Origin of the sequence: Streptomyces roseicoloratus (assembly GCF_004117935.1) — a bacterium.
Classification (GTDB): Bacteria; Actinomycetota; Actinomycetes; order Streptomycetales; family Streptomycetaceae; genus Streptomyces; species Streptomyces roseicoloratus.
This window is the reverse complement of sequence record NZ_SDOY01000142.1, coordinates 113,238-136,624: the sequence shown is the minus strand read 5'-3', so window position 1 is coordinate 136,624 and position 23,387 is coordinate 113,238. Positions and strand designations below refer to the sequence as shown.

At 71.7% G+C, this 23,387-nt stretch carries 20 protein-coding genes; 18 read left to right on the top strand and 2 right to left on the bottom strand.

From position 1 onward, the window contains the following. The 14 genes from ESG85_RS23105 to ESG85_RS23040 all read left to right on the top strand — a co-directional run. Window positions 1-1,893: peptidoglycan D,D-transpeptidase FtsI family protein (locus tag ESG85_RS23105; RefSeq protein ID WP_164986301.1), on the top strand; the 1,893-nt coding region annotated here is incomplete at its 5' end. Between the two features lie 136 nt (window positions 1,894-2,029). Beyond that, on the top strand, window positions 2,030-3,712 hold the full coding sequence (locus tag ESG85_RS23100; RefSeq protein ID WP_128982274.1) for a UDP-N-acetylmuramoyl-L-alanyl-D-glutamate--2,6-diaminopimelate ligase: 1,683 nt from the start codon (window positions 2,030-2,032) through the stop codon (window positions 3,710-3,712). A 4-nt stretch (window positions 3,713-3,716) separates the two neighbouring features. After that, entirely contained in the window at window positions 3,717-5,147 is a 1,431-nt protein-coding gene (locus ESG85_RS23095) for a UDP-N-acetylmuramoyl-tripeptide--D-alanyl-D-alanine ligase (RefSeq protein WP_128982272.1), read from the top strand. Continuing rightward, complete coding sequence (mraY, locus tag ESG85_RS23090; protein ID WP_128982270.1) at window positions 5,144-6,214, top strand: phospho-N-acetylmuramoyl-pentapeptide-transferase; 1,071 nt, start codon at window positions 5,144-5,146, stop codon at window positions 6,212-6,214. Before ESG85_RS23095 ends, mraY begins: the two co-directional genes overlap by 4 nt. Then, window positions 6,196-7,635, top strand: a complete 1,440-nt coding sequence (murD, locus tag ESG85_RS23085; protein WP_128982268.1) for a UDP-N-acetylmuramoyl-L-alanine--D-glutamate ligase — start codon at window positions 6,196-6,198, stop codon at window positions 7,633-7,635. Before mraY ends, murD begins: the two co-directional genes overlap by 19 nt. Window positions 7,636-7,690: 55 nt before the next feature. Beyond that, complete coding sequence (ftsW, locus tag ESG85_RS23080; protein ID WP_128982266.1) at window positions 7,691-9,031, top strand: putative lipid II flippase FtsW; 1,341 nt, start codon at window positions 7,691-7,693, stop codon at window positions 9,029-9,031. A gap of 6 nt (window positions 9,032-9,037) precedes the next feature. Further along, the gene (gene murG, locus ESG85_RS23075; protein WP_128982264.1) at window positions 9,038-10,132 is read left to right on the top strand and encodes an undecaprenyldiphospho-muramoylpentapeptide beta-N-acetylglucosaminyltransferase; all 1,095 of its coding nucleotides are present in this window, start codon (window positions 9,038-9,040) and stop codon (window positions 10,130-10,132) included. Window positions 10,133-10,175: 43 nt separating this feature from the next. Then, window positions 10,176-10,973, top strand: coding sequence for a cell division protein FtsQ/DivIB (locus ESG85_RS23070; RefSeq protein ID WP_246095228.1), 798 nt, complete (start codon window positions 10,176-10,178; stop codon window positions 10,971-10,973). A 282-nt stretch (window positions 10,974-11,255) separates the two neighbouring features. Next, the gene (gene ftsZ, locus ESG85_RS23065) at window positions 11,256-12,470 is read left to right on the top strand and encodes a cell division protein FtsZ (RefSeq protein ID WP_128982260.1); all 1,215 of its coding nucleotides are present in this window, start codon (window positions 11,256-11,258) and stop codon (window positions 12,468-12,470) included. A 4-nt stretch (window positions 12,471-12,474) separates the two neighbouring features. Continuing rightward, window positions 12,475-13,212 (top strand): peptidoglycan editing factor PgeF, encoded by a 738-nt coding sequence (gene pgeF, locus ESG85_RS23060; protein ID WP_128982258.1) that lies wholly within the window; start codon window positions 12,475-12,477, stop codon window positions 13,210-13,212. Window positions 13,213-13,220: 8 nt separating this feature from the next. After that, on the top strand, window positions 13,221-13,940 hold the full coding sequence (locus ESG85_RS23055; protein ID WP_128982256.1) for a YggS family pyridoxal phosphate-dependent enzyme: 720 nt from the start codon (window positions 13,221-13,223) through the stop codon (window positions 13,938-13,940). Between the two features lie 138 nt (window positions 13,941-14,078). Beyond that, window positions 14,079-14,702 carry a cell division protein SepF gene (locus ESG85_RS23050; RefSeq protein ID WP_128982254.1) on the top strand — a complete coding sequence of 208 codons (624 nt, stop codon included), beginning with the start codon at window positions 14,079-14,081 and terminating at the stop codon, window positions 14,700-14,702. Window positions 14,703-14,786: 84 nt separating this feature from the next. Continuing rightward, entirely contained in the window at window positions 14,787-15,077 is a 291-nt protein-coding gene (locus ESG85_RS23045; protein WP_128982252.1) for a YggT family protein, read from the top strand. 67 nt (window positions 15,078-15,144) lie between these two features. Beyond that, the gene (locus tag ESG85_RS23040) at window positions 15,145-16,206 is read left to right on the top strand and encodes a DivIVA domain-containing protein (RefSeq protein WP_128982250.1); all 1,062 of its coding nucleotides are present in this window, start codon (window positions 15,145-15,147) and stop codon (window positions 16,204-16,206) included. A 196-nt stretch (window positions 16,207-16,402) separates the two neighbouring features. Here the strand turns inward: ESG85_RS23040 and ileS are convergent, their stop codons facing one another. Further along, the gene (ileS, locus tag ESG85_RS23035) at window positions 16,403-19,543 is read right to left on the bottom strand and encodes an isoleucine--tRNA ligase (RefSeq protein WP_128982248.1); all 3,141 of its coding nucleotides are present in this window, start codon (window positions 19,541-19,543) and stop codon (window positions 16,403-16,405) included. Window positions 19,544-20,067: 524 nt separating this feature from the next. Next, complete coding sequence (locus ESG85_RS36780; RefSeq protein ID WP_342781374.1) at window positions 20,068-20,652, bottom strand: hypothetical protein; 585 nt, start codon at window positions 20,650-20,652, stop codon at window positions 20,068-20,070. Here ESG85_RS36780 and ESG85_RS36775 point away from each other — a divergent pair. From ESG85_RS36775 to ESG85_RS23015, 4 genes are all read left to right on the top strand, one after another. Beyond that, complete coding sequence (locus ESG85_RS36775) at window positions 20,621-21,088, top strand: TraR/DksA family transcriptional regulator (protein WP_309549490.1); 468 nt, start codon at window positions 20,621-20,623, stop codon at window positions 21,086-21,088. The two genes, ESG85_RS36780 and ESG85_RS36775, sit on opposite strands and share 32 nt — an antisense overlap. Before the next feature lie 62 nt (window positions 21,089-21,150). Continuing rightward, a complete protein-coding gene (gene lspA, locus ESG85_RS23025; RefSeq protein ID WP_128982244.1) occupies window positions 21,151-21,723 on the top strand; it encodes a signal peptidase II in 573 nt (190 codons plus the stop codon). Between the two features lie 124 nt (window positions 21,724-21,847). Then, entirely contained in the window at window positions 21,848-22,789 is a 942-nt protein-coding gene (locus tag ESG85_RS23020) for an RluA family pseudouridine synthase (RefSeq protein WP_128982242.1), read from the top strand. Further along, a complete protein-coding gene (locus ESG85_RS23015; RefSeq protein ID WP_128982240.1) occupies window positions 22,786-23,253 on the top strand; it encodes a GNAT family N-acetyltransferase in 468 nt (155 codons plus the stop codon). Before ESG85_RS23020 ends, ESG85_RS23015 begins: the two co-directional genes overlap by 4 nt. Window positions 23,254-23,387: the final 134 nt, after the last annotated feature.

The window sequence follows — 23,387 nt, the reverse complement described above, 5'->3', positions numbered from 1 at the left end:
GCGCCGAGGCCGGCCGCGAGGAACGGGCAGCCCCGGCGCCCGGCCGCCCGGCCCGCGGCCAGGCCGCGCACGATCCGCCTCGGCAGGCCCAAGCCCCGGCTGCGCCTGGTCTCCCTCGGCCTGACCCTCGTCATGCTGGCCTTCGTGGTCCGGCTGCTCCAGGTCCAGGCCGTCGACGCGAGCGCGTACGCCGCGAAGGCCGAGAAGCACCGCTACCAGGAGTACACGCTCTCCGCCGACCGGGGTGAGATCACCGACCGCAACGGGGTCGCGCTGGCCGCCAGCGTCGACGCGTACGACATCACCGCCGACCCGAAGCTCTTCACCCCGGAGGAGGCGAAGCTCGGGGACGCCCCGGAGCAGGCGGCGGCGCTGCTCGCCCCGCTCCTCGGCAAGGAGCCCGCCGAGCTCGCCAAGAAGCTGCGCACGCCCAAGTCCCGCTACACCCTGCTCGCCCGCAAGCAGACGCCGCAGGTCTGGAACCAGATCAAGGACCTGAAGAAGGTCTACGAGCAGAAGGCCAGGCCCGCCAACGGCGGCAACGGGGTCAACCTGCTCGGCGGCGTCCTCGGCGAACCCAGCACCAAGCGCGTGTACCCGAACCGCGAGCTCGCCGCCGGAATACTGGGCTACGTCAACGCCGAGGGCCGCGGCGCCGGCGGCATGGAGGCCCTGCTCGACAAGGAACTCGCCGGCAAGGACGGCAAGATCCGCTTCGCCCAGTCCGGCGGGCGCCGGGTGCCCACCGCGGGCTCCCAGGGCACTCCGGCCGTCCCCGGCTCCGACATCGAGCTCACCATCGACCGGGACATCCAGTGGGCCGCCCAGCAGGCCGTCACCGAGCAGGTGGCGAAGTCCAAGGCCGACCGCGGCTACGTCATCGTGCAGGACACCCGCACCGGCGAGGTCCTGGCCATGGCCAACGCCCCGGGCTTCGACCCCAACGACCTCTCCCAGGCCAACGCCACCGCCATGGGCAACGCCGCCCTCCAGGACGCCTACGAGCCCGGCTCGACCGCCAAGGTCATCTCCATGGCCGCCGTCCTGGAGGAGGGCGCTGCCACCCCCGACACCCACGTCACCGTGCCCAACCGACTCCACCGCGGCGACCGGCTGTTCAGCGACGACGTCGACCACAAGACCTGGGAGCTGACCCTCAACGGCGTCCTCGCCAAGTCCAGCAACATCGGCACCATCCTCGCCACCGGCAGGCTCGGGAAGACCCAGCCCGAGGCCAACAAGGTGCTGTACGACTACCTGCGCAGGTTCGGCGTCGGCAGCCCCACCGGCCTGGGCTACCCGGGTGAGACGCCCGGCATCCTCGCCAAGCCCCAGGACTGGTCGACCTCGCAGCAGTACACGATCCCGTTCGGCCAGGGCCTGTCCGTCAACGCCATGCAGGCGGCGTCGGTCTACTCGACCATCGCCAACGGCGGCGTCCGGATCGAGCCGACCCTGGTGCGCGGCACCAAGGGCCCCGACGGCCGCTTCACCCCCGCGCCGGCGCCCGAGGAGTCCCGCGTCGTGAGCGAGAAGACCGCCAGGACCCTCGCGGAGATGCTGGAGTCCGTCGTCGACGACGAGGAGGGCACCGGCACCAAGGCCGCCATCCCCGGCTACCGCGTCGCCGGAAAGACCGGCACCGCCAACCGCGTCGACCCCGAACTCGGCCGCTACAAGGGCTACACCGCCTCCTTCGCCGGCTTCGCCCCCGCCGACCAGCCCCGCGTCACCGTCTACTGCGCCATCCAGAACCCCACCAAGGGCAGCTATTTCGGCGGCCAGATCTGCGGACCCATCTACAAGAAGGTGATGGAGTTCGCCCTCAAGACCCTCCGCGTCCCGCCGACCGGCAAGGAGCCCGCCCGCCTTCCCGTGTTCTTCGCCCCCTAGGCGTACGGACGCACCCGGCGCGCGCTGGAAGCCCCCGCGCGCGAACACCCACGGACGAACACCCCCCCCGCACGTGACCACCCACGAACGCGAACGCCCGACGAACGTGAACACCCGTGACACTTCGGGAGCACCAGTGACAACGATCACCCCGCCCTCCGGGAACCGGAAATCGAACTCCGGCGACGCCGCGGCCCGATTTAGCCCTGCGCAGGGTGCGCCCGGTACGCTCACCGCCGTGCCACACGCTGATCAGTCCCGAACCACCCCGCCCCGCCCGGAGCGGCTCCGCCCGACACCCCTGGGCGAGCTCGCCGGCCGGCTGGGCACCGAGCTCCCCGGCGCCGGTCACGGCGTCGCGGTCTCGGGCATCACCCACGACTCGCGGGCGGTGCGCCCCGGCGACGTGTACGCGGCCCTGCCGGGCGCCCGCGCCCACGGAGCCGACTTCGTCGCCCAGGCCGCCGGCCTCGGCGCCGCCGCCGTCCTCACCGACCCGGCGGGCGCCGAACGCGCCGCCGCGACCGGCCTGCCGGTCCTGGTCGTCGAGGACCCGCGCGGCCGGATGGGCGAGCTCGCCGCCGAGATCTACGGACGGCCGGGAGCGGACCTGCTCCAGATCGGCATCACCGGCACCTCCGGCAAGACCACCACGGCCTACCTCGTCGAGGGCGGCCTGCGCGGCGCGGGCCGGGCCACCGGCCTCGTCGGCACCGTCGAGATGCGCATCGGCGACGAGCGCATCAAGTCCGAGCGGACCACCCCCGAAGCCACCGACCTCCAGGCCCTGTTCGCGGTCATGCGCGAACGCGGCGTCGAGGCGGTCGCCATGGAGGTCTCCAGTCACGCCCTGGTGCTCGGCCGGGTCGACGGCTGCGTCTTCGACGTCGCCGTCTTCAACAACCTGAGCCCGGAGCACATGGAGTTCCACTCCGACATGGAGGACTACTTCCAGGCCAAGGCGCGGCTGTTCACGCCCGAGCGCAGCCGGCGCGGCGTGGTGAACCTCGACGACGAGTACGGCCGTCGGCTCGCGAAGGAGGCCGCCGTCCCGGTCGTCACCTTCTCCGCCGGCGGCGACCCGAACGCCGACTGGCGCGCCGAGGACGTGGTCACCGGGGCCGCCGACTCCACCTTCACGGTGGTCGGTCCCGACGGCGTCCGGATCGCCGCCACCGCGCCGCTGCCCGGCCCGTTCAACGTGGCCAACACCCTGGCCGCGATCGTCACCCTCGCCACGGCGGGCGTCGACCCGCAGACCGCGGCCGACGGCGTGGCCGCCGTCCCCGGCGTCCCGGGCCGCCTGGAGAAGGTCGACGCCGGCCAGCCGTTCCTCGCGGTCGTCGACTACGCGCACAAGACGGACGCCGTCGAATCGGTGCTGCGCTCGCTGCGCGAGGTGACCCGCGGGAAGCTGCACGTGGTCATCGGCTGCGGCGGCGACCGCGACACCACCAAGCGCGGCCCGATGGGCGCCGCCGCGGCCCGGCTCGCCGACACCGCCGTCCTCACGTCGGACAACCCGCGCTCCGAGGACCCGCTCGCCATCCTCACCGCGATGCTGGCCGGCGCCTCCGAGGTGCCGGCGTACCAGCGCGGCGAGGTCCTGGTCGACGCCGACCGGGCCGCCGCCATCGCCGCCGCCGTGGCCCGCGCGGAGCCGGGCGACACCGTCCTGGTCGCGGGCAAGGGCCACGAGCAGGGCCAGGAAGCCGCCGGCGTGGTCCGCCCCTTCGACGACCGCCAGGTCCTGCGCGAGGCCATTCTCAGCCGGCTGACCCAGCAGGACGCACCCCGTCACCAGAACAGTCAGGGATGAAGCAGTGATCGCCCTCTCCCTCGCCGAGATCGCCGAAATCGTCGGCGGGCGGCCGCACGACATACCGGATCCGGCCGTCCGGATCACCGGTCCGGTCGTCATCGACTCCCGTGAGGTGAAGCCCGGCAGCCTGTTCGCCGCCTTCACCGGCGAGAACGTCGACGGCCACGACTACGCGACGCGCGCCGTCGAGGCGGGTGCGGCGGCCGTGCTGGCCGCCCGCCCCGTCGGCGTGCCCGCGATCGTCGTCGAGGACGTCCAGACGGCGCTCGGGGCCCTCGCCCGCGCGGTCGTCGGCCGCCTCGGGACCGATGTCGTCGCGCTCACCGGCTCGGCCGGCAAGACCTCCACCAAGGACCTGATCGCCCAGGTCCTGCAGCGGCACGCGCCCACCGTGTGGACGCCGGGATCGCTCAACAACGAGATCGGCCTGCCGCTGACCGCGCTCACGGCGACGGCCGAAACCCGCCACCTCGTCCTGGAGATGGGGGCGCGCGGAATCGGCCACATCCGCTACCTCACCGGCCTCACCCCGCCGCGCATCGGACTCGTCCTCAACGTCGGCACCGCGCACGTCGGCGAGTTCGGCGGACGCGAGCAGATCGCCCAGGCCAAGGGCGAGCTCGTCGAGGCCCTGCCGGCCGCCGAGGAGGGCGGCATCGCGGTCCTCAACGCCGACGACCCGCTCGTGCGCGCCATGGCGAGCCGCACCACGGCACGCGTCACCCTGTTCGGAGAGGCGGACGAAGCGGCCGTACGGGCCGAGAACGTCCGGCTCACAGAAACCGGACAGCCCTCTTTCAGGCTTCACACACCCACCGGGTGCAGCGACGTGACCTTGCGCCTGTACGGTGAGCACCACGTGTCGAACGCGCTCGCCGCGGCCGCCGTCGCCCATGAGCTGGGCATGCCCGTCGAGGAGATCGCCACCGCGCTCTCCGAGGCGGGCACCCTGTCGCGCTGGCGCATGGAGGTCACCGAGCGTCCGGACGGCGTGACGATCGTCAACGACGCCTACAACGCGAACCCCGAGTCCATGCGAGCCGCGCTGCGCGCGCTCGCGGCCATGGGCCGGTCCGCTCAGGACCGGGGTTCCCGTACGTGGGCGGTGCTCGGCAAGATGGCCGAGCTCGGAGACGAGTCGCTCGCCGAGCACGACGCGGTCGGACGGCTCGCCGTCCGGCTCAACGTCAGCAAGCTCGTCGCGGTCGGGGACAGGGAAGCGTCCTGGCTGCAACTGGGCGCCTATAACGAGGGTTCGTGGGGTGAGGAGTCGGTGCACGTGTCCGACGCGCAGGCGGCGGTCGACCTGTTGCGCAGTGAGCTGCGCCCGGGGGACATCGTCCTGGTGAAGGCTTCCAGGTCGGTGGGTCTGGAGCGGGTCGCCCTGGCACTGCTCGAGAACGCCGCCGAGGGTGAGGCGGCCGGCCGATGAGGCAGATCCTCTTCGCGGGGGCCATCGGGCTCTTCCTGACCCTGATCGGCACCCCGCTGCTCATCAAGCTGCTCGCCCGCAAGGGATACGGCCAGTTCATCCGCGACGACGGCCCGCGCGGCCACCTCGGGAAGAAGGGCACGCCCACCATGGGCGGCATCTCCTTCATCCTGGCCACGCTCATCGCGTACGCCCTGGCCAAGGTCATCACCGGCGAGGACCCGACGTACTCGGGCGTCCTGGTGCTGTTCCTGATGGCCGGCATGGGTCTGGTCGGCTTCCTCGACGACTACATCAAGATCGTCAAGCAGCGTTCGCTGGGCCTGCGGGCCAAGGCGAAGATGGCCGGCCAGCTGATCGTCGGCATCGCCTTCGCCGTGCTCTCGCTGCAGTTCGCGGACCTGCGCGGCAACACCCCGGCCTCCGAGAAGCTCTCCTTCATCACCGACTTCGGCTGGTCCATCGGACCCGTGCTGTTCGTGGTCTGGGCGCTCTTCATGATCCTGGCCATGTCCAACGGCGTGAACCTGACGGACGGTCTGGACGGCCTGGCCACCGGCGCCTCGGTGATGGTCTTCGGCGCGTACACGTTCATCGGGCTCTGGCAGTTCCAGGAGTCGTGCGCCAACGCCATGACCCTGACCAACCCGAACGCCTGCTTCGAGGTGCGCGACCCGCTCGACCTCGCGGTCGTCGCCTCCGCGCTGATGGGCGCCTGCTTCGGCTTCCTGTGGTGGAACACCTCGCCCGCCAAGATCTTCATGGGCGACACCGGCTCGCTCGCCCTCGGCGGCGCGCTCGCGGGTCTGGCCATCTGCTCCCGCACCGAGCTGCTGCTCGCCATCCTCGGCGGCCTCTTCGTCATGATCACGATGTCCGTGGTCATCCAGGTCGGCTCCTTCAAGCTGACCGGAAAGCGCGTCTTCCGGATGGCGCCCCTCCAGCACCACTTCGAACTCAAGGGGTGGTCCGAGGTCCTGGTCGTCGTCCGCTTCTGGATCATCCAGGGCATCTACGTGATCGTGGGCCTGGGCCTCTTCTACGCGGGATGGGCATCCGAAAAGTGAGCGAGCAGCTGGACTGGCAGGGCAAGCGCGTCACCGTCGCCGGGCTCGGCGTGAGCGGCATCCCCGCCGCCCGCGTCCTGCACGGCCTGGGCGCGGTCGTCACGGTCGTCAACGACGGCGACGACGAGCGCTCCCGGGCGCAGGCCGCCGAGCTCGAGGCGGTGGGAATCACCGTCCGCCTCGGCGACGGGGCGACCCTGCCGCCCGGCACCGAGCTGATCGTCACCGCGCCGGGCTGGAAGCCCGACAAGCCGCTCTTCCTGGCCGCCGAGGCGGCCGGGGTGGAGATCTGGGGCGACGTCGAGCTGGCCTGGCGGCTGCGCGGCCCGGACGCGGCCCCGTGGCTCGCGGTCACCGGCACCAACGGCAAGACCACGACCGTGCGGATGCTCGCCTCCATCCTGGAGGCGGCCGGCCTGCGGACCGCGGCCGTCGGCAACATCGGCGTCTCGCTCCTCGACGCCGTGCTCGGCGACGAGGAGTACGACGTGCTCGCCGTCGAGCTGTCCAGCTACCAGCTGCACTGGGCGCCCTCGCTGCGCGCTCACTCGGCCGCCGTGCTCAACCTGGCGCCCGACCACCTCGACTGGCACGGCTCCATGGACGCGTACGCGGCCGACAAGGGCCGGATCTACGAGGGCAACCGGATCGCCTGCGTCTACAACGCGGCCGACAAGGCGACCGAGGACCTGGTCCGCGAGGCCGACGTCGAGGAGGGCTGCCGGGCCATCGGCTTCACCCTCGGCACGCCGGGACCCTCCCAGCTCGGCGTGGTCGACGACCTGCTCGTCGACCGGGCCTTCGTCGCCGACCGGCAGAAGAACGCCCAGGAGCTGGCCCAGGTCTCCGACGTCCAGCCGCCGGCCCCGCACAACGTCGCCAACGCGCTGGCCGCGGCCGCGCTCGCGCGCGCCTTCGGCGTCGAGCCGAAGGCCGTACGGGAGGGACTGCGGGCCTTCCGGCCGGACCCGCACCGCATCGAACTGGTCGAGGAGATCCAGGGCGTCACCTACGTCGACGACTCCAAGGCCACCAACACCCACGCCGCGGAAGCCTCGTTGGCGGCCTACGACCCGATCGTCTGGATCGCCGGCGGCCTCGCCAAGGGAGCGACCTTCGACGAGCTCGTGCAGGGCTCCGCGAAGCGGCTGCGCGGCGTCGTCCTGATCGGCCAGGACCGGGCGCTGATCGCCGAAGCCCTGGCGCGACACGCCCCGGAGGTCCCGGTGGTGGACCTCGACCGGACCGACACTGGGGCGATGTCCGCGGCGGTCCGCGAGGCGGCCGCGCTCGCCCGGCCGGGGGACACGGTCCTCCTTGCCCCGGCCTGCGCGTCGATGGACATGTTCGCCAACTACAACAAGCGGGGCGAGGCCTTCGCGGACGCCGTCCGCGCCCTCGCCGCCACCGGCGACGCCTGACCTGACCAGCAGAGGGGTCCGGCCGCGCCGGACACGACTGGAGGGGACAGCGACCATGCCGAGCAGAACCGCCGGGACACGCCGGCCGGCCGCCGCACGCGGCGCCGGCCGGGCCCCCGCGGCGCCGCGGAAGCGCCGTGCGGGCGGGGTGCGGGGACTGTACGAGCGGGGCCGCCGGGCCTGGGACCGGCCGCTCACCGCGTACTACGTGATCGTCGGCGCCGGACTGCTCATCACCGGGCTCGGCCTGGTGATGGTCTACTCCGCGTCGATGATCACGGCGCTCCGCTACGACCTGGTGCCGTCCTACTTCTTCCGCAAGCAGTTCTTCGCGGCCCTGCTCGGCGCGGGCCTGCTCTTCCTGGCCTCCCGGATGCCCGTGAAGCTGCACCGGGCGCTCGCCTACCCGATCCTGGTCGGCGCGATCTTCCTGATGGTGCTCGTCCAGATCCCCGGGATAGGAGTCTCGGTCGGCGGCAACCAGAACTGGATCTCGCTGGGCGGACCGTTCATGCTCCAGCCCAGCGAGTTCGGCAAGCTGGCGCTGATCCTGTGGGGCGCCGACCTGCTGGCCCGCAAACAGGACATGAAGCTGCTGACCCAGTGGAAGCACATGCTGGTCCCGCTGGTGCCCGGAGCGTTCCTGCTGCTCGGCCTGATCATGCTGGGCGGTGACATGGGCACGGCGATCATCCTCACCGCGATCCTGTTCGGCCTGCTGTGGACCGCGGGCGCGCCCACCCGGCTGTTCGTCGGCGTGCTCGCCGTCGCCGGCGTGATCGGCGCGCTGCTCATCAAGACCAGCCCGCACCGCCTGGAGCGCTTCGGCTGCCTCGGCGCCAGCGACCCGGGCGGCGCGGGAGACCCGTGCTGGCAGGCCGCCCACGGGATCTACGCCCTGGCCTCCGGCGGATGGTTCGGTTCCGGACTCGGGGCAAGTGTGGAAAAATGGGGCCAACTCCCCGAAGCGCACACCGACTTCATCTTCGCCGTCACCGGGGAGGAACTGGGCCTGGCGGGGACGCTGTCGGTGCTGGCCCTGTTCGCGGCTCTAGGCTATGCGGGTATCCGCGTGGCCGGACGCACGGAGGACCCCTTCGTGAGGTATGCCGCGGGAGGCGTGACCACCTGGATCACGGCCCAGGCCGTGGTCAACATCGGTGCGGTGCTCGGCTTGCTGCCGATCGCCGGAGTCCCGCTCCCGCTGTTCTCCTACGGAGGGTCGGCCCTGCTGCCGACCATGTTCGCCGTCGGGCTCCTGATCGCCTTCGCGCGACAGGAACCCGCCGCGAAAGCGGCCCTGGCCCTGCGCCGCCCCGGATGGGGCAAGCGGGCCGGGGGGAGATGGAAGTCGATGCGACGGCGCGTCAAGAAGCGTCCGTCCGGAGAGCGGTGAATTTCGGTGCATGTCGTACTCGCCGGCGGAGGTACCGCCGGTCACATCGAGCCCGCGCTCGCCCTCGCGGACGCCCTGCGCAGGCAGGACCCCTCCGTGGGGATCACGGCGCTGGGCACGGAGCGGGGCCTGGAGACCCGGCTGGTACCCGAGCGCGGCTACGAGCTGGCGCTCATCCCTGCCGTGCCGCTGCCCCGTAAACCCACTCCCGAGCTGATCACCGTCCCCGGACGGCTGCGCGGCACCATCAAGGCCGCCGAGCAGGTCCTGGAGCGCACCAAGGCCGACTGCGTGGTCGGCTTCGGCGGCTACGTGGCCCTGCCCGGCTACCTGGCCGCCAAGCGGCTCGGCGTGCCGATCGTGGTCCACGAGGCCAACGCGCGGCCCGGTCTGGCCAACAAGATCGGCTCGCGGTACGCGGCCGGCGTCGCCGTCGCCACCCCGGACTCCAAGCTGCGGAACGCCCGTTACATCGGCATCCCGCTGCGGCACTCCATCGCGACCCTCGACCGCGCCCGCGTACGCCCCGAGGCGCGCGCCGCGTTCGGCCTCGACCCCAACCTGCCGACGCTGCTGGTCTCCGGCGGCTCGCAGGGCGCACGCCGGCTCAACGAGGTCGTCCAGCAGATCGCCCCGGTGCTCCAGCGCTCCGGCATCCAGATCCTGCACGCGGTCGGCCCGAAGAACGAACTGCCGCGTGTCGACAACATGCCCGGAATGCCGCCGTACGTGCCGGTACCGTACGTGGACCGGATGGATCTCGCGTACGCCGCCGCCGACATGATGCTCTGCCGGGCGGGCGCGATGACCGTCGCCGAGCTCTCCGCCGTCGGACTGCCGGCCGCCTACGTCCCGCTGCCCATCGGCAACGGCGAACAGCGGCTCAACGCCCAGCCGGTGGTCAAGGCCGGCGGTGGACTCCTCGTCGACGACGCGGAGCTGTCGCCGCAGTGGGTGCAGGCCAACGTCCTGCCCGTACTGGCCGATCCGCACCGCCTGTACGAGATGTCCCGCTCCGCCGCCGAGTTCGGCCGCCGGGATGCCGACGACCTGCTCGTCGGCATGGTGTACGAGGCGATCGCCGCCCGCCGACAGGCGTAGCGCGCGCCGCGCCGAGCAGAGGCAACAGGCAGGAGACACCACCGTGGCAGCCGGACCGACGACCGCCGAGAAGCGTGGAACGAGCAGGTCCAAGGCGGCGCCGCGGCAGCCGTCGCGGCCGGGCACCCGGAAGTTCCGGATGCCCGGCCCGCGGGTTCTCCTGGGCGTCACCGGCGCCGTCCTGCTGACGGCCTTCGCCGTCTGGGCGCTGTACGGCTCCGACTGGTTCCGGGTCGAGAAGGTGAGCACCACCGGCACGAAGGTGCTCACCCGCGACGAGGTCGAGCGGGTCGCCGCCGTACCGCTCGGCGCGCCGCTCGTCTCGGTCGACACGGGGGCCATCGAGGCCCGGTTGCGCGAGGAACTTCCCCGTATCGACAGCGTGGACGTCGTCCGGTCCTGGCCGCACGGAATCGGTCTGAAAGTGACGGAACGCCGTCCCGTCCTGATCCTTCAGAACGGCAGGAAATACGATGAAGTGGACGCGGGGGGCGTGCGGTTCGCCACCGTGGCCATCCCGCCCCGCGGCGTTCCCCGGCTCGTCCTCGACGCCGCCGCCTCCCCGAGCCTGCGCCGCTTCGGCACCGAACGGCTGCTGACGGCCGCGGTAGGCGTGACGGGCGAACTCCCGGAGAAAATCGCCCAGGACGTCCGTGTCGTCCGGATCACGTCGTTCGACTCCATCACTCTGGAACTCGGCAAGGGCCGCAGCGTCTTCTGGGGCAGCGGCGAGGACGGAGCCGCAAAGGCCCGCGTTCTCACCGCGCTGATGAAAGCGACTCCCAAAGCGGGGCACTTCGATGTAAGTGCCCCCACGGCACCCGCGTCGTCGGGAAGTTGACGCCCATCTGCGCTGGCCAGCACCCTGGTTGGCCAGCGCTACGGGTGATCACATAGGGTGAAAAGAAAAACGGGAGGTTCGGCGTGTTCGTTGAACGCGCGCCGCTTGTCGACTTAGTGTCCTGTTCGGAAGAGTCCAGCGAACAGAGACACTGGTAACCCTAAACTTGAACGTTAGGGTTTGGGTCGGCGTCATGGACCGTCCCAATCGGCATCCGTCGTCAGCAACGCGCCTAACCACCGCGGAGCGGCGACACGTAACTCGAGGCGAGAGGCCTTCGACGTGGCAGCACCGCAGAACTACCTCGCAGTCATCAAGGTCATCGGTGTCGGCGGCGGTGGTGTCAATGCCATCAACCGAATGATCGAGGTCGGTCTCAAGGGCGTCGAGTTCATCGCCATCAACACCGACGCGCAGGCGCTGTTGATGAGCGACGCCGACGTCAAGCTCGACGTCGGCCGTGAACTCACCCGCGGCCTCGGGGCCGGGGCCAACCCGGCCGTCGGCCGCAAGGCGGCAGAGGACCACCGCGAGGAGATCGAGGAGGTCCTCAAGGGGGCCGACATGGTCTTCGTGACCGCCGGCGAGGGCGGCGGCACCGGCACCGGCGGCGCGCCCGTCGTCGCCAACATCGCGCGCTCGCTCGGCGCCCTCACCATCGGCGTGGTCACCCGCCCGTTCACCTTCGAGGGCCGCCGCCGCGCCAACCAGGCGGAGGACGGCATCGCCGAGCTCCGCGAAGAGGTCGACACCCTCATCGTCATCCCGAACGACCGGCTGCTCTCGATCTCGGACCGCCAGGTCTCCGTGCTCGACGCCTTCAAGTCGGCCGACCAGGTGCTCCTCAGTGGTGTCCAGGGCATCACCGACCTCATCACCACCCCGGGTCTCATCAACCTCGACTTCGCCGACGTCAAGTCGGTCATGTCCGAGGCCGGTTCGGCCCTCATGGGCATCGGCTCCGCCCGCGGCGACGACCGCGCCGTGGCCGCCGCCGAGATGGCGATCTCCTCGCCGCTCCTCGAGGCCTCCATCGACGGCGCCCGGGGCGTCCTGCTGTCCATCTCCGGCGGCAGCGACCTCGGCCTGTTCGAGATCAACGAGGCCGCCCAGCTGGTGAGCGAGGCCGCCCACCCCGAGGCGAACATCATCTTCGGCGCCGTCATCGACGACGCCCTCGGCGACGAGGTCCGGGTCACCGTCATCGCCGCCGGCTTCGACGGCGGCCAGCCGCCGGCCCGTCGCGACAACATCATCGGCTCGGTCTCCGCCAAGCGCGAGGAGCCCGCCCCGGCGCCCCGCGCCAGTGAGCCCGCCCGCCCGCTCGGCGGACTCGGCACGGTGACCCCGCGTGAGGAGCCGGCGGCTCCGGCCGAGCCCGCGCCGGCGGTCGGCGAGAGCTCGCTGCCGCCCGTCGCGCCGCCGGTGGTCCCGCCGGCCCGCCCGTACCCGGACACCCAGGCCGAAGAGCTGGATGTCCCGGACTTCCTGAAGTGACACCTTGATAGGGCAGCGTTTCGAGACGAGCGGCGCGCACTTCGCCTTCACCGACCGGTGGGGCGGAGTGAGCGCCGTTCCGTACGAGGAGCTCAACCTCGGCGGCGCGGTGGGCGACGACCCGGCGGCCGTGCGGACCAACCGGACGCGGGCGGCCGGGGAACTCGGGCTCGACCCGGCGCGGGTCGTCTGGATGAACCAGGTGCACGGCGCCGACGTGGCCGTCGTCGACGGCCCCTGGAACCGGGGGTCCGCCGACGCGGTTCCCGCCGTCGACGCGATCGTGACCGCCACCCGCGGCCTCGCCCTCGCCGTCCTCACCGCCGACTGCGTCCCGGTCCTGCTCGCCGACCCCGTCGCCGGGGTCGCGGCGGCCGCCCACGCCGGGCGGCCGGGCATGGTGGCCGGAGTCGTGCCCGCCGCGGTGAAGGCGATGACCGGACTCGGCGCCGACCCCGCCCGCATCACCGCCCGCACCGGACCCGCGGTCTGCGGACGCTGCTACGAGGTGCCCGAGGCGATGCGCGCCGAGGTGGCCGCGGTCGAACCGGCCGCGTACGCCGAGACGAGCTGGGGCACCCCGGCCGTGGACGTGGCCGCCGGAGTGCGTGCCCAGTTGGAACGCCTCGGCGTCCGGGACGTCGAGGACGCCGGGGTGTGCACCCTGGAGTCCCGCGACCACTACTCGTACCGCCGCGATCGCACCACAGGGCGACTCGCGGGATATGTCTGGTTGATCTGAGAAGAGATATGACGGACCGCAAGTCGGAACTCGCCGCAAACCTCGCCCGGGTGGAGGAGCGCATCGCCGCCGCGTGCGCCGCCGCCGGGCGGAAGCGCGAGGACGTGACCCTGATCGTGGTCACCAAGACCCACCCCGCGAGCGACGTCAGGCTGCTGCACGAGCTCGGGGTGCGGCACGTCGCCGAGAACCGGGACCAGGACGCGGCACCCAAGGCCGCCGCCTGCGCGGACCTCGATCTGACCTGGCACTTCGTGGGCCAGTTGCAGACCAACAAGGTCCGTTCCGTGGTGGGTTATGCCGATGTGGTGCAGTCCGTCGACCGCTTGCGGCTCGTCACCTCTCTTTCCGCCGCCGCGGAGAAGGGCGGGCGGGAGCTCGGCTGTCTGATCCAGGTCGCCCTCGACGCCGGGTCCGGCCACCGGGGCGAGCGGGGCGGAGTGGCTCCCGACGGGATCGAGGAGTTGGCGGCCGCGGTGGACGCCGCGCCGGGGCTGCGGCTCGACGGCCTGATGACCGTCGCGCCGCTCGCCGGTCCCTACGCGGGCCGGCAACGGGCCGCCTTCGAGCGGCTCATGGATTTGTCGACTGTCCTGCGCGCGACTCGTCCAACTGCGAACATGGTGTCAGCAGGCATGAGTGCGGACCTCGAGGAGGCCGTGGCGGCCGGGGCGACACACGTGCGCATCGGTACGGCGGTACTCGGCGTCCGCCCGAAGCTCGGGTAACGTCGCGAAGCAAGTCGGACCACAGCAGAAAATATGGTCATTCCGCCGAGAAGGCGGACGGACCCGTGGATCGCGGGCACTTGGTGACACTGCGACATTCGGTAAGGGCGATCCACCACAGAGCGGAGGATGCAGAGAATGGCCGGCGCGATGCGCAAGATGGCGGTCTACCTCGGCCTCGTGGAGGACGATGGCTACGACGGCCGGGGATTCGATCCCGACGACGACTTCGAACCCGAGCTGGAGCCCGAGCCCGAGCGTGACCGGCGCCACCACCAGCCTCCGCGGCAGGTGGAGCGCGAGGAGCCGGTGAGGGTGGTCACGCCGCCGGCGCCGCGCGAGCCGGTGGCTCAGTCTGTACCGGTACACGCGGAAAGCGGACGTCCTGCCCGAATTGCCCCCGTGGCATCCATCACACCCGAACGTCCGAGCCTGGAGAAGAACGCACCGGTGATCATGCCCAAGGTCGTGTCCGAGCGGGAGCCGTACCGCATCACCACGCTGCACCCGCGGACCTACAACGAGGCCCGTACCATCGGGGAACACTTCCGTGAGGGCACCCCGGTGATCATGAATCTCACGGAGATGGACGACACCGACGCGAAGCGACTTGTCGACTTTGCCGCCGGACTCGTGTTCGGGCTCCATGGCAGCATTGAGCGCGTGACGCAGAAGGTGTTCCTGTTGTCGCCTGCTAACGTCGATGTCACGGCGGAGGACAAGGCCCGCATCGCAGAGGGCGGATTCTTCAACCAGAGCTAGAGAGAACGAGACCGAGTACGGCCCGGCCGCCGGGAGCGGCCGGACAAGTGAGAGCACGAGAACCAGGGGAGAGGGAACCGCGGGATGGGCGTCGCACTGCAGGTGGTCTACATCGTCCTGATGTGCTTCCTCGTCCTGCTGATCCTCCGGTTGGTCATGGACTACGTCTTCCAGTTCGCCCGGTCATGGCAACCCGGGAAGGCGATGGTGGTGGTCCTGGAGGCCACCTACACTGTGACCGATCCACCGCTCAAGCTTCTGCGGCGGCTCATCCCGCCGTTGCGTCTCGGGGGCGTGGCACTCGACCTGTCCTTCTTCGTTCTGATGATCATCGTCTACATCCTGATCTCCGTCGTGAGCAGCTTCGCGAGGTGAGGATGAGGGAATCTGTGGACGATACGGTCTTGCCGACTGCCGACGACTACGTAGAGGTGAAGAAGAGATGGCGCTGACCCCCGAGGACGTGCGGAACAAGCAGTTCACGACCGTCCGCCTTCGAGAAGGCTATGACGAGGACGAGGTTGATGCCTTCCTCGACGAGGTCGAAGCCGAACTGACCCGACTGCTCCGCGAGAACGAGGACCTGCGCGCCAAGCTGGCCGCCGCGACCCGTGCCGCCGCGCAGAACCAGCAGCAGGGCATGCGCAAGCCGCCGGAGCCGCAGGATCGTCCCGTCGGTCCCGGCGCTCCCGTGCCCGCCGCCATATCCGGACCGCCCGCCCAGCAGCAGGGCCCCATGCAGGGCCCGCCGCAGCTGCCGTCCGGTGCCCCCGCGCTTCCCGCCGGCCCGATGCAGGGCGGCCCCATGCAGGGCGGCCCCATGGGCCCCGGCCCGATGCAGGGCGGCCCGATGGGTCCCGGCCCGATGCAGGGCGGCCCCATGGGTCACCCGCAGCAGCAGATGCAGCCGGCTCCGCAGGGCCCCGGCGGCGACAGCGCCGCGCGCGTCCTGTCGCTGGCCCAGCAGACCGCCGACCAGGCGATCGCGGAGGCCCGTTCCGAGGCCAACAAGATCGTCGGCGAGGCGCGCTCGCGCGCCGAGGGCCTGGAGCGGGACGCCCGCGCCAAGGCCGACGCCCTGGAGCGGGACGCCCAGGAGAAGCACCGCGTCGCGATGGGCTCCCTGGAGTCCGCCCGCGCCACCCTCGAGCGCAAGGTCGAGGACCTGCGGGGCTTCGAGCGTGAGTACCGGACCCGCCTGAAGTCGTACCTCGAGTCCCAGCTGCGTCAGCTGGAGACCCAGGCCGACGACTCGCTGGCCCCGCCGCGCACCCCGGCGACCGCGTCGCTCCCGCCGTCCCCGTCGATGGCCCCGGCCGGCGCGAGCGCCCCGTCCTACGGCGGCAACAGCCCGATGGGCGGCGCCCCGTCCTACGGCGGCCAGCAGCAGATGTCCCCGGCGATGACCCAGCCGATGGCTCCGGTGCGCCCCCAGGCCCCGCAGCCGATGCAGCAGGCCCCGGCGCCGATGCGCGGCTTCCTGATCGACGAGGACGACAACTGAGGCCGGCGGATCAACGCGTGTTGAGCGCGTAGCCGTCGTCGGCAGTCCCGAAGGGCCGGACCCTGTTTCCCCAGGGCCCGGCCCTTCGGCGTACCCCGCGCGACCGGCGGATGACCGGCCCGAGAGAACCACGCGGACGGGCACGGGAAAGGCCCGGCCGGAGAACCGGCCGGGCCTCTCGGGGCAGGAGCGGCGGCTACGCCTTGCGCAGCCGGAAGGTCAGCGCCAGCGCCTCGTCCTCGAAGGCCGTCCCGTACGTGCCGTCGGCCTCACCCTCCGCGTAGTCCGTCGCCAGGACCTCGTCCGCGATCAGCGAAGCGTGCGCCGTCAGCGCCTCGACCGTCTCCGCCGACGCCGAGGTCCACCGCAGCGCGATCCGGTCCGCGACGTCCAGCCCGCTGTTCTTGCGCGCCTCCTGGATCAGCCGGATCGCGTCCCGGGCCAGACCCGCCCGCCGCAGCTCCGGCGTGATCTCCAGGTCCAGGGCGACCGTGGCGCCCGAGTCCGAGGCCACCGACCAGCCTTCCCGCGGCGTCTCGGTGATGATGATCTCCTCCGGGGTCACGGTGATCTGCTCACCGTTGACCTCCAGCGTCGCCTCACCGTCGCGCAGCGCGAGCGCCAGCGCCGCGGCGTCGGCCGCCGCGACCGCCTTCGCCACGTCCTGGACGCCCTTGCCGAAGCGCTTGCCGAGCGCCCGGAAGTTCGCCTTCGCCGTGGTGTCGACCAGGCTGCCGCCCACCTCCGACAGGGAGGCGAGGGAGGAGACGTTGAGCTCCTCGGTGATCTGCGCCTGAAGGTCCGCGGACAGGTCCGCGAAGCCCGCGGCCGCCACCAGCGCCCGCGAGAGCGGCTGGCGGGTCTTCACGCCCGACTCCGCGCGCGTGGCGCGGCCCAGCTCCACCAGGCGGCGGACCAGCAGCATCTGCTCCGAGAGGGTCCGGTCGACCAGGGCGGCGTCCGGCTCGGGCCACGTCGCCAGGTGGACCGACTCGGGGGCGTCGGGGGTGACGGGGACCACCAGGTCCTGCCAGACCCGCTCCGTGATGAAGGGGGTCAGCGGGGCCATGAGGCGCGTGACCGTCTCCACGACCTCGTGCAGGGTGCGCAGCGCGCCCTTGTCGCCCTGCCAGAACCGGCGGCGCGAGCGGCGCACGTACCAGTTGGACAGGTCGTCCACGAAGGCCGACAGGAGCTTGCCGGTGCGCTGGGTGTCGTACGCCTCCATCGCCTCGGTGGCCTCGGCCACCAGCGTGTTCAGCTCGGACAGCAGCCAGCGGTCGAGGACGGAGCGGTCGGCCGGGGCCGGGTCCGCCGCGCTCGGCGCCCAGCCCGACGTACGGGCGTACAGCGCCTGGAAGGCGACCGTGTTCCAGTACGTGAGGAGGGTCTTGCGGACGACCTCCTGGATGGTGCCGTGGCCCACCCGGCGCGCCGCCCACGGCGAGCCGCCGGCCGCCATGAACCAGCGGACCGCGTCGGCGCCGTGCTGGTCCATCAGCGGGATCGGCTGGAGGATGTTGCCGAGGTGCTTGGACATCTTCCGGCCGTCCTCGGCGAGGATGTGGCCCAGGCAGACCACGTTCTCGTACGAGGACTTGTCGAAGACCAGGGTGCCGACGGCCATCAGCGTGTAGAACCAGCCGCGGGTCTGGTCGATCGCCTCGGAGATGAACTGCGCCGGGTAGCGGCTCTCGAACAGCTCCTTGTTCCGGTACGGGTAGCCGTACTGCGCGAACGGCATCGAGCCCGAGTCGTACCAGGCGTCGATGACCTCCGGCACGCGCGTCGCGGTCCTGCCGCAGCCCTCGGCGGGGCAGGAGAAGGTGACGTCGTCGATGTACGGGCGGTGCGGGTCGAGGTCCGACTGGTCCGTGCCCGTGAGCTCCGACAGCTCGGCGCGCGAGCCCACGCACGTCAGGTGGTCGTCCTCGCAGCGCCAGATCGGCAGCGGCGTGCCCCAGTAGCGGTTGCGGGAGAGCGCCCAGTCGATGTTGTTGTTCAGCCAGTCGCCGAAGCGGCCGTGCTTGACCGAGTCCGGGAACCAGTTGGTGTTCTCGTTCTCTTCGAGCAGACGGTCCTTGACCGCGGTGGTGCGGATGTACCAGGACGGCTGCGCGTAGTACAGCAGCGCGGTGTGGCAGCGCCAGCAGTGCGGGTAGCTGTGCTCGTACGGGATGTGCCGGAAGAGCAGCCCGCGGGCGTCCAGGTCGGCGGTCAGCGCCTCGTCGGCCTTCTTGAAGAAGACGCCGCCGACCAGCGGCACGTCCTCCTCGAAGGTGCCGTCGGGGCGGACCGGGTTCACGACCGGCAGGCCGTAGGCGCGGCAGACCTTGAGGTCGTCCTCACCGAAGGCGGGGGACTGGTGGACCAGACCCGTGCCGTCCTCGGTGGTCACGTACTCGGCGTTGACCACGTAGTGGGCGGTGTCCGGGAACTCGACCAGCTCGAAGGGGCGCTGGTACGTCCACCGCTCCATGTCCTTGCCGGTGAAGGACTCGCCGGTGGTCACCCAGCCCTCGCCGAGCGCCTTCTCCAGGAGCGGCTCGGCGACGACCAGCTTCTCGTCGCCGTCCGTGGCGACCACGTACGTCACCTCGGGGTGGGCGGCGACCGCGGTGTTGGACACCAGGGTCCACGGCGTGGTCGTCCAGACCAGGAGCGCGGCCTTGCCGGCCAGCGGGCCCGAGGTCAGCGGGAAGCGGACGTAGACGGACGGGTCGACGACCGTCTCGTAGCCCTGAGCGAGCTCGTGGTCGGACAGGCCGGTGCCGCAGCGCGGGCACCACGGGGCGACGCGGTGGTCCTGGACCAGCAGGTCCTTGTCGAAGATCTGCTTGAGCGACCACCAGACCGACTCGATGTACGAGGGGTCCATGGTGCGGTAGGCGTCGTCGAGGTCGACCCAGTAGCCCATGCGCGTGGTCAGCTCGGCGAAGGCGTCGGTGTGGCGGGTCACGGACTCGCGGCACTTGGCGTTGAACTCGGCGATGCCGTACGCCTCGATGTCCTTCTTGCCGGAGAAGCCGAGCTCCTTCTCGACGGCGAGCTCCACGGGCAGGCCGTGGCAGTCCCAGCCGGCCTTGCGGGCGACGTGGTAGCCGCGCATGGTCCGGAAGCGGGGGAAGACGTCCTTGAAGACGCGGGCCTCGATGTGGTGGGCGCCCGGCATGCCGTTGGCGGTCGGCGGGCCCTCGTAGAACACCCACTCCGGGCGTCCCTCGGACTGTTCCAGGGTCTTGGCGAAGACCTTGTTCTCGCGCCAGAAGTCGAGCACGGCGTGCTCGAGCGCGGGCAGGTCTACCTGGGCGGGTACCTGGCGGTACTGCGAAGACATCGATCTTCCTCCGGCGGATGTGCCTCGTTCCGTCCGGAGGGACGAGAGCACTGCTCCCGCGGTACCACCCTCCTTGGCCCCGGGCACGGATGCCCTGAGCCCCCTCATTGGGGTCGCGACGCCGGTTCTACTCACCGCGGCCGATCGACGGCCGAGGCTTTCTTCCGGCAGCTCCGGGGTGATGCTTCACATCGGGCTCGCCCCCGGGCTCGCACCGTCCCCGGGTCGCTCATGGCTGCGTACGACGCTACTCGTCCCCATCCAAGCCTTTCGCTCAGGCCAGTGTACGGGCCTCCGGCCGGCTCGGCCGACCGCTTTCCCGGTGACCCGAATGGCCACACGGCCCGGCGCGGACTTCGGCTGCGGCCAAGTGGGGGAGGGCGGCGCGGATAACCCGCCGGGGAGCTGGGCACAACCGAGGCAGACTCGCCCCGCAGGGCGCCGGGGCGGGCGGAACGGGCGGCGTGCCCCGTTGCCGCGGGCCTTGGGCCGATTTATCGTCCCAGCACGATTCGCGAGCAAGATCACAAAATGTGAAGGGGCCGCGACATGGTGGCGAAGAAGACCGCCGCGAGGAAGACGACGGCCACGATGACCGCGGCCGCGAAGGCGCCGGCCGCGAAGAAGTCCGCGCCCGCGAAGAAGTCCGCGACGCCCGCCAGGAAGGCGTCCGGGAGGACGGCCCCTCCACCCGGAGCCGACCCGGCGGACACCGCGGCCCTCACCGCGGCGGCCCCCGCCACGACGACCGCGAAGAAGACCGCGAAGAAGACCGCCGCCGGGAAGGCGACAGCGGAGAAGAAGCCAGGGAAGAAGGCGACGGCGAACAAGGCGACGGCGAACAAGGCGACCGCCGAGAAGACGGCGACCGCCAGGAGGACGGCGGAGAAGCGGACGGCCGCCGAGCAGACAGCCGCCGAGAAGACGGCGGAGAAGCAGACGGCCGCCAGGAAGACGGCGGCGAAGAAGACGGCAGCGAAGAAGGCGAAGGCCGCCGGGAAGCCGGCGGCGCCCTCCGAGACGGTGACCCAGGCCGGTGAGGCCGCACCGAAGAACCGGAAGACAGGAGCCAGGACGGTGGCAGCGAAGAAGACCGCGGTGGGCGTCACGACGGCCGGGAGCGAGGCCGCGGTGCCCCCGGCCCGCACCGGCGAGCTCGCCGTACGGCCCGGGGAGGACCCCTGGACCCCGGACGAGGTCGACGAGGCCCGCAGCGAGCTCCAGTCGGAGGTGCTGCGGCTGCGCAGCGAGCTGGCGCACTCGCGGGAGGAGCTGACCGGGCTGATGCGGGACTCCGGCGACGGCGCGGGCGACGACCAGGCCGACACGGGAACCAAGAACATCACGCGGGAGCACGAGCTCGCCCTGGCGGCCAACGCCCGCGAGATGCTGGAGCAGACCGAGCACGCCCTGGAGCGGCTCGACGCGGGCACGTACGGTTTGTGCGAGGTGTGCGGGAAGCCCATCGGCAAGGCCAGGATGCAGGCCTTCCCGCGGGCCACCCTGTGCGTGGAGGACAAGCAGAAGCAGGAACGCCGGGGCTGACGCCGCCGGAGGTGTGTGACGTACCCTCGGTGCACATCAGGCACCTAGGTTGAGGGACTCACGTGGCAGAGGCGGAGAGCGTCATCGGTACGCCGGATTCATCAGGAGCCGACGAGGCGGCCGCTCCCGAGGAGCGGCCGCAGCCGAAGGGGAAGCGGAAGATCGCCGCGCTGCTCGTGGTGGCCCTGCTCGCCTACCTCCTCGACCTCGGCAGCAAGATGCTGGTCGTGGCGAAGCTGGAGGGGCGCCAGCCGATCAACGTGATCGGTGACCTGCTGCGCTTCGAGGCCGTCCGCAACCCCGGTGCCGCCTTCGGCATGGGCGAGGCCTTCACGATCATCTTCACCTGCATCGCGGCCGTGGTCATCGTGGTGATCATCCGGCTGGCCCGCAAGCTGTACAGCCTGCCCTGGGCCATCGCGCTCGGCCTGCTGCTCGGCGGCGCCCTGGGAAACCTGACCGACCGGATCTTCCGCTCGCCCGGCGTCTTCGAGGGCGCGGTCGTGGACTTCATCGCGCCGGCGCACTTCGCCGTGTTCAACCTGGCCGACTCGGCGATCGTGTGCGGCGGCATCCTGATCGTCCTGCTGTCGTTCCGGGGCCTGGACCCGGACGGCACCGTCCACAAGGACTGAGCGGGCGGCCGGGACCGGCGAGGCGCGGCGGCCGGGCGAGCCGCGGGGACCGGACGGCCGGGCGGATCCGCGAGGACCGGGCGAGGGGACCGGGCGGTCCGCCGCACAAGGCATACTCGTACGGGTGAGCACGAGTCCCGAGATCCGCACGCTGCCCGTTCCCGACGGCCTGGAGGGCGAGCGCGTCGACGCCGCCATCGCCCGCATGTTCGGATTCTCCCGTACGAAGGCGGCCGAGCTGGCCGCCGCAGGCAAGGTCCAGGTCGACGGTGCCGTCGTCGGCAAGTCCGAGCGGGTCAGCGGCGGCGCGTGGCTCGAGGTCGAGATGCCCGGCGCGCCCGCCCCGGTGCAGGTCGTGGCCGAGCCCGTGGAGGGCATGGAGATCGTCCACGACGACGACGACATCGTCGTGATCATGAAGCCGGTCGGCGTGGCCGCCCACCCCAGCCCCGGCTGGACCGGCACCACCGTGATCGGGGGCCTGGCCGCCGCCGGCTACCGGATCTCCACGTCCGGCGCCGCCGAGCGCCAGGGCATCGTGCACCGCCTCGACGTCGGCACCTCCGGTCTGATGGTGGTGGCGAAGTCGGAGTACGCGTACACGTCGCTGAAGCGCCAGTTCAAGGAGCGCGTGGTCGACAAGCGCTACCACGCCCTGGTGCAGGGCCACCCGGACCCGCTGAGCGGCACCATCGACGCGCCGATCGGCCGGCACCCGAACCACGACTACAAGTGGGCCGTGACCGCCGACGGCAAGGCCTCCGTGACCCACTACGACCTGATCGAGGCCTATCGCGCGGCCTCGCTGCTCGACATCAAGCTGGAGACGGGCCGCACCCACCAGATCCGGGTGCACATGTCCGCCCACCGCCACCCGTGCGTCGGCGACCTCACGTACGGCGCCGACCCGACCATGGCCAAGCGCCTCGGCCTGACCCGCCAGTGGCTGCACGCCGTCCGCCTCGGCTTCGAGCACCCCGGCGACGGGCAGTGGGTCGAGTTCGCGAGCACCTATCCGGCGGACCTGCAGACCGCCCTCGACCGGATCGCCTCGGAGAGCCGGTGACCGCGCCGTACGACGTCCGGGAGGCCGTGGACGGCACCGACCGCGAGGCGTGCTTCTCGGTCCGCCGCGAGGTCTTCGTCGTCGAGCAGGGCGTGCCGCAGGAGCTCGAGTACGACAGGTACGACGAGACGGCCGTGCACCTGCTCGCGGTCCGCGCGGACGGTGAGCCGCTCGGTACCGGCCGGCTGCTGCTCGGCGCGGACGCGGTGGGCAAGACCGGCGCCGACGCGTCGGTGGGCTCGCTCGGGCGGCTCGCCGTGACCCAGGCCGCCCGTGGCCTCGGGGTCGGCGCGGCGCTGGTGCGGGGCATCGAGGAGGCCGCCCGGGAGCGCGGGCTGACCGCCGTCGACCTCCACGCGCAGACCCACGCCCTCGGCTTCTACGAGCGGCTCGGCTACGTGGCGTACGGCCCCGAGTTCCCGGACGCGGGCATGCCGCACCGGGCGATGCGGCGGGCGCTGTAGGGTCCCGGGTGCCGTAGGGCGGAGGCGCTCAGGGCATGCGCCGCGGGGCGGAGGCGCCGCGGGGCGGAGGCCGGGGACACCCCGGCGGCGGGTGGTGCGTCCGGTCGGTCCGGCGGGGTGGCATGGTGATCAGC

What these genes read in the sequence shown, in the direction of transcription:
- mraY (WP_128982270.1), top strand. Translation starts at nt 5,144, where the DNA reads ATGAGGCAGATCCTCTTCGCGGGGGCCATCGGGCTCTTCCTGACCCTG.
- murD (WP_128982268.1), top strand. Translation starts at nt 6,196, where the DNA reads ATGGGCATCCGAAAAGTGAGCGAGCAGCTGGACTGGCAGGGCAAGCGC.
- ftsW (WP_128982266.1), top strand. Translation starts at nt 7,691, where the DNA reads ATGCCGAGCAGAACCGCCGGGACACGCCGGCCGGCCGCCGCACGCGGC.
- ESG85_RS23055 (WP_128982256.1), top strand. Translation starts at nt 13,221, where the DNA reads ATGACGGACCGCAAGTCGGAACTCGCCGCAAACCTCGCCCGGGTGGAG.
- ESG85_RS23050 (WP_128982254.1), top strand. Translation starts at nt 14,079, where the DNA reads ATGGCCGGCGCGATGCGCAAGATGGCGGTCTACCTCGGCCTCGTGGAG.
- ESG85_RS23045 (WP_128982252.1), top strand. Translation starts at nt 14,787, where the DNA reads ATGGGCGTCGCACTGCAGGTGGTCTACATCGTCCTGATGTGCTTCCTC.
- ESG85_RS23040 (WP_128982250.1), top strand. Translation starts at nt 15,145, where the DNA reads ATGGCGCTGACCCCCGAGGACGTGCGGAACAAGCAGTTCACGACCGTC.
- ileS (WP_128982248.1), bottom strand. Translation starts at nt 19,543, where the DNA reads ATGTCTTCGCAGTACCGCCAGGTACCCGCCCAGGTAGACCTGCCCGCG.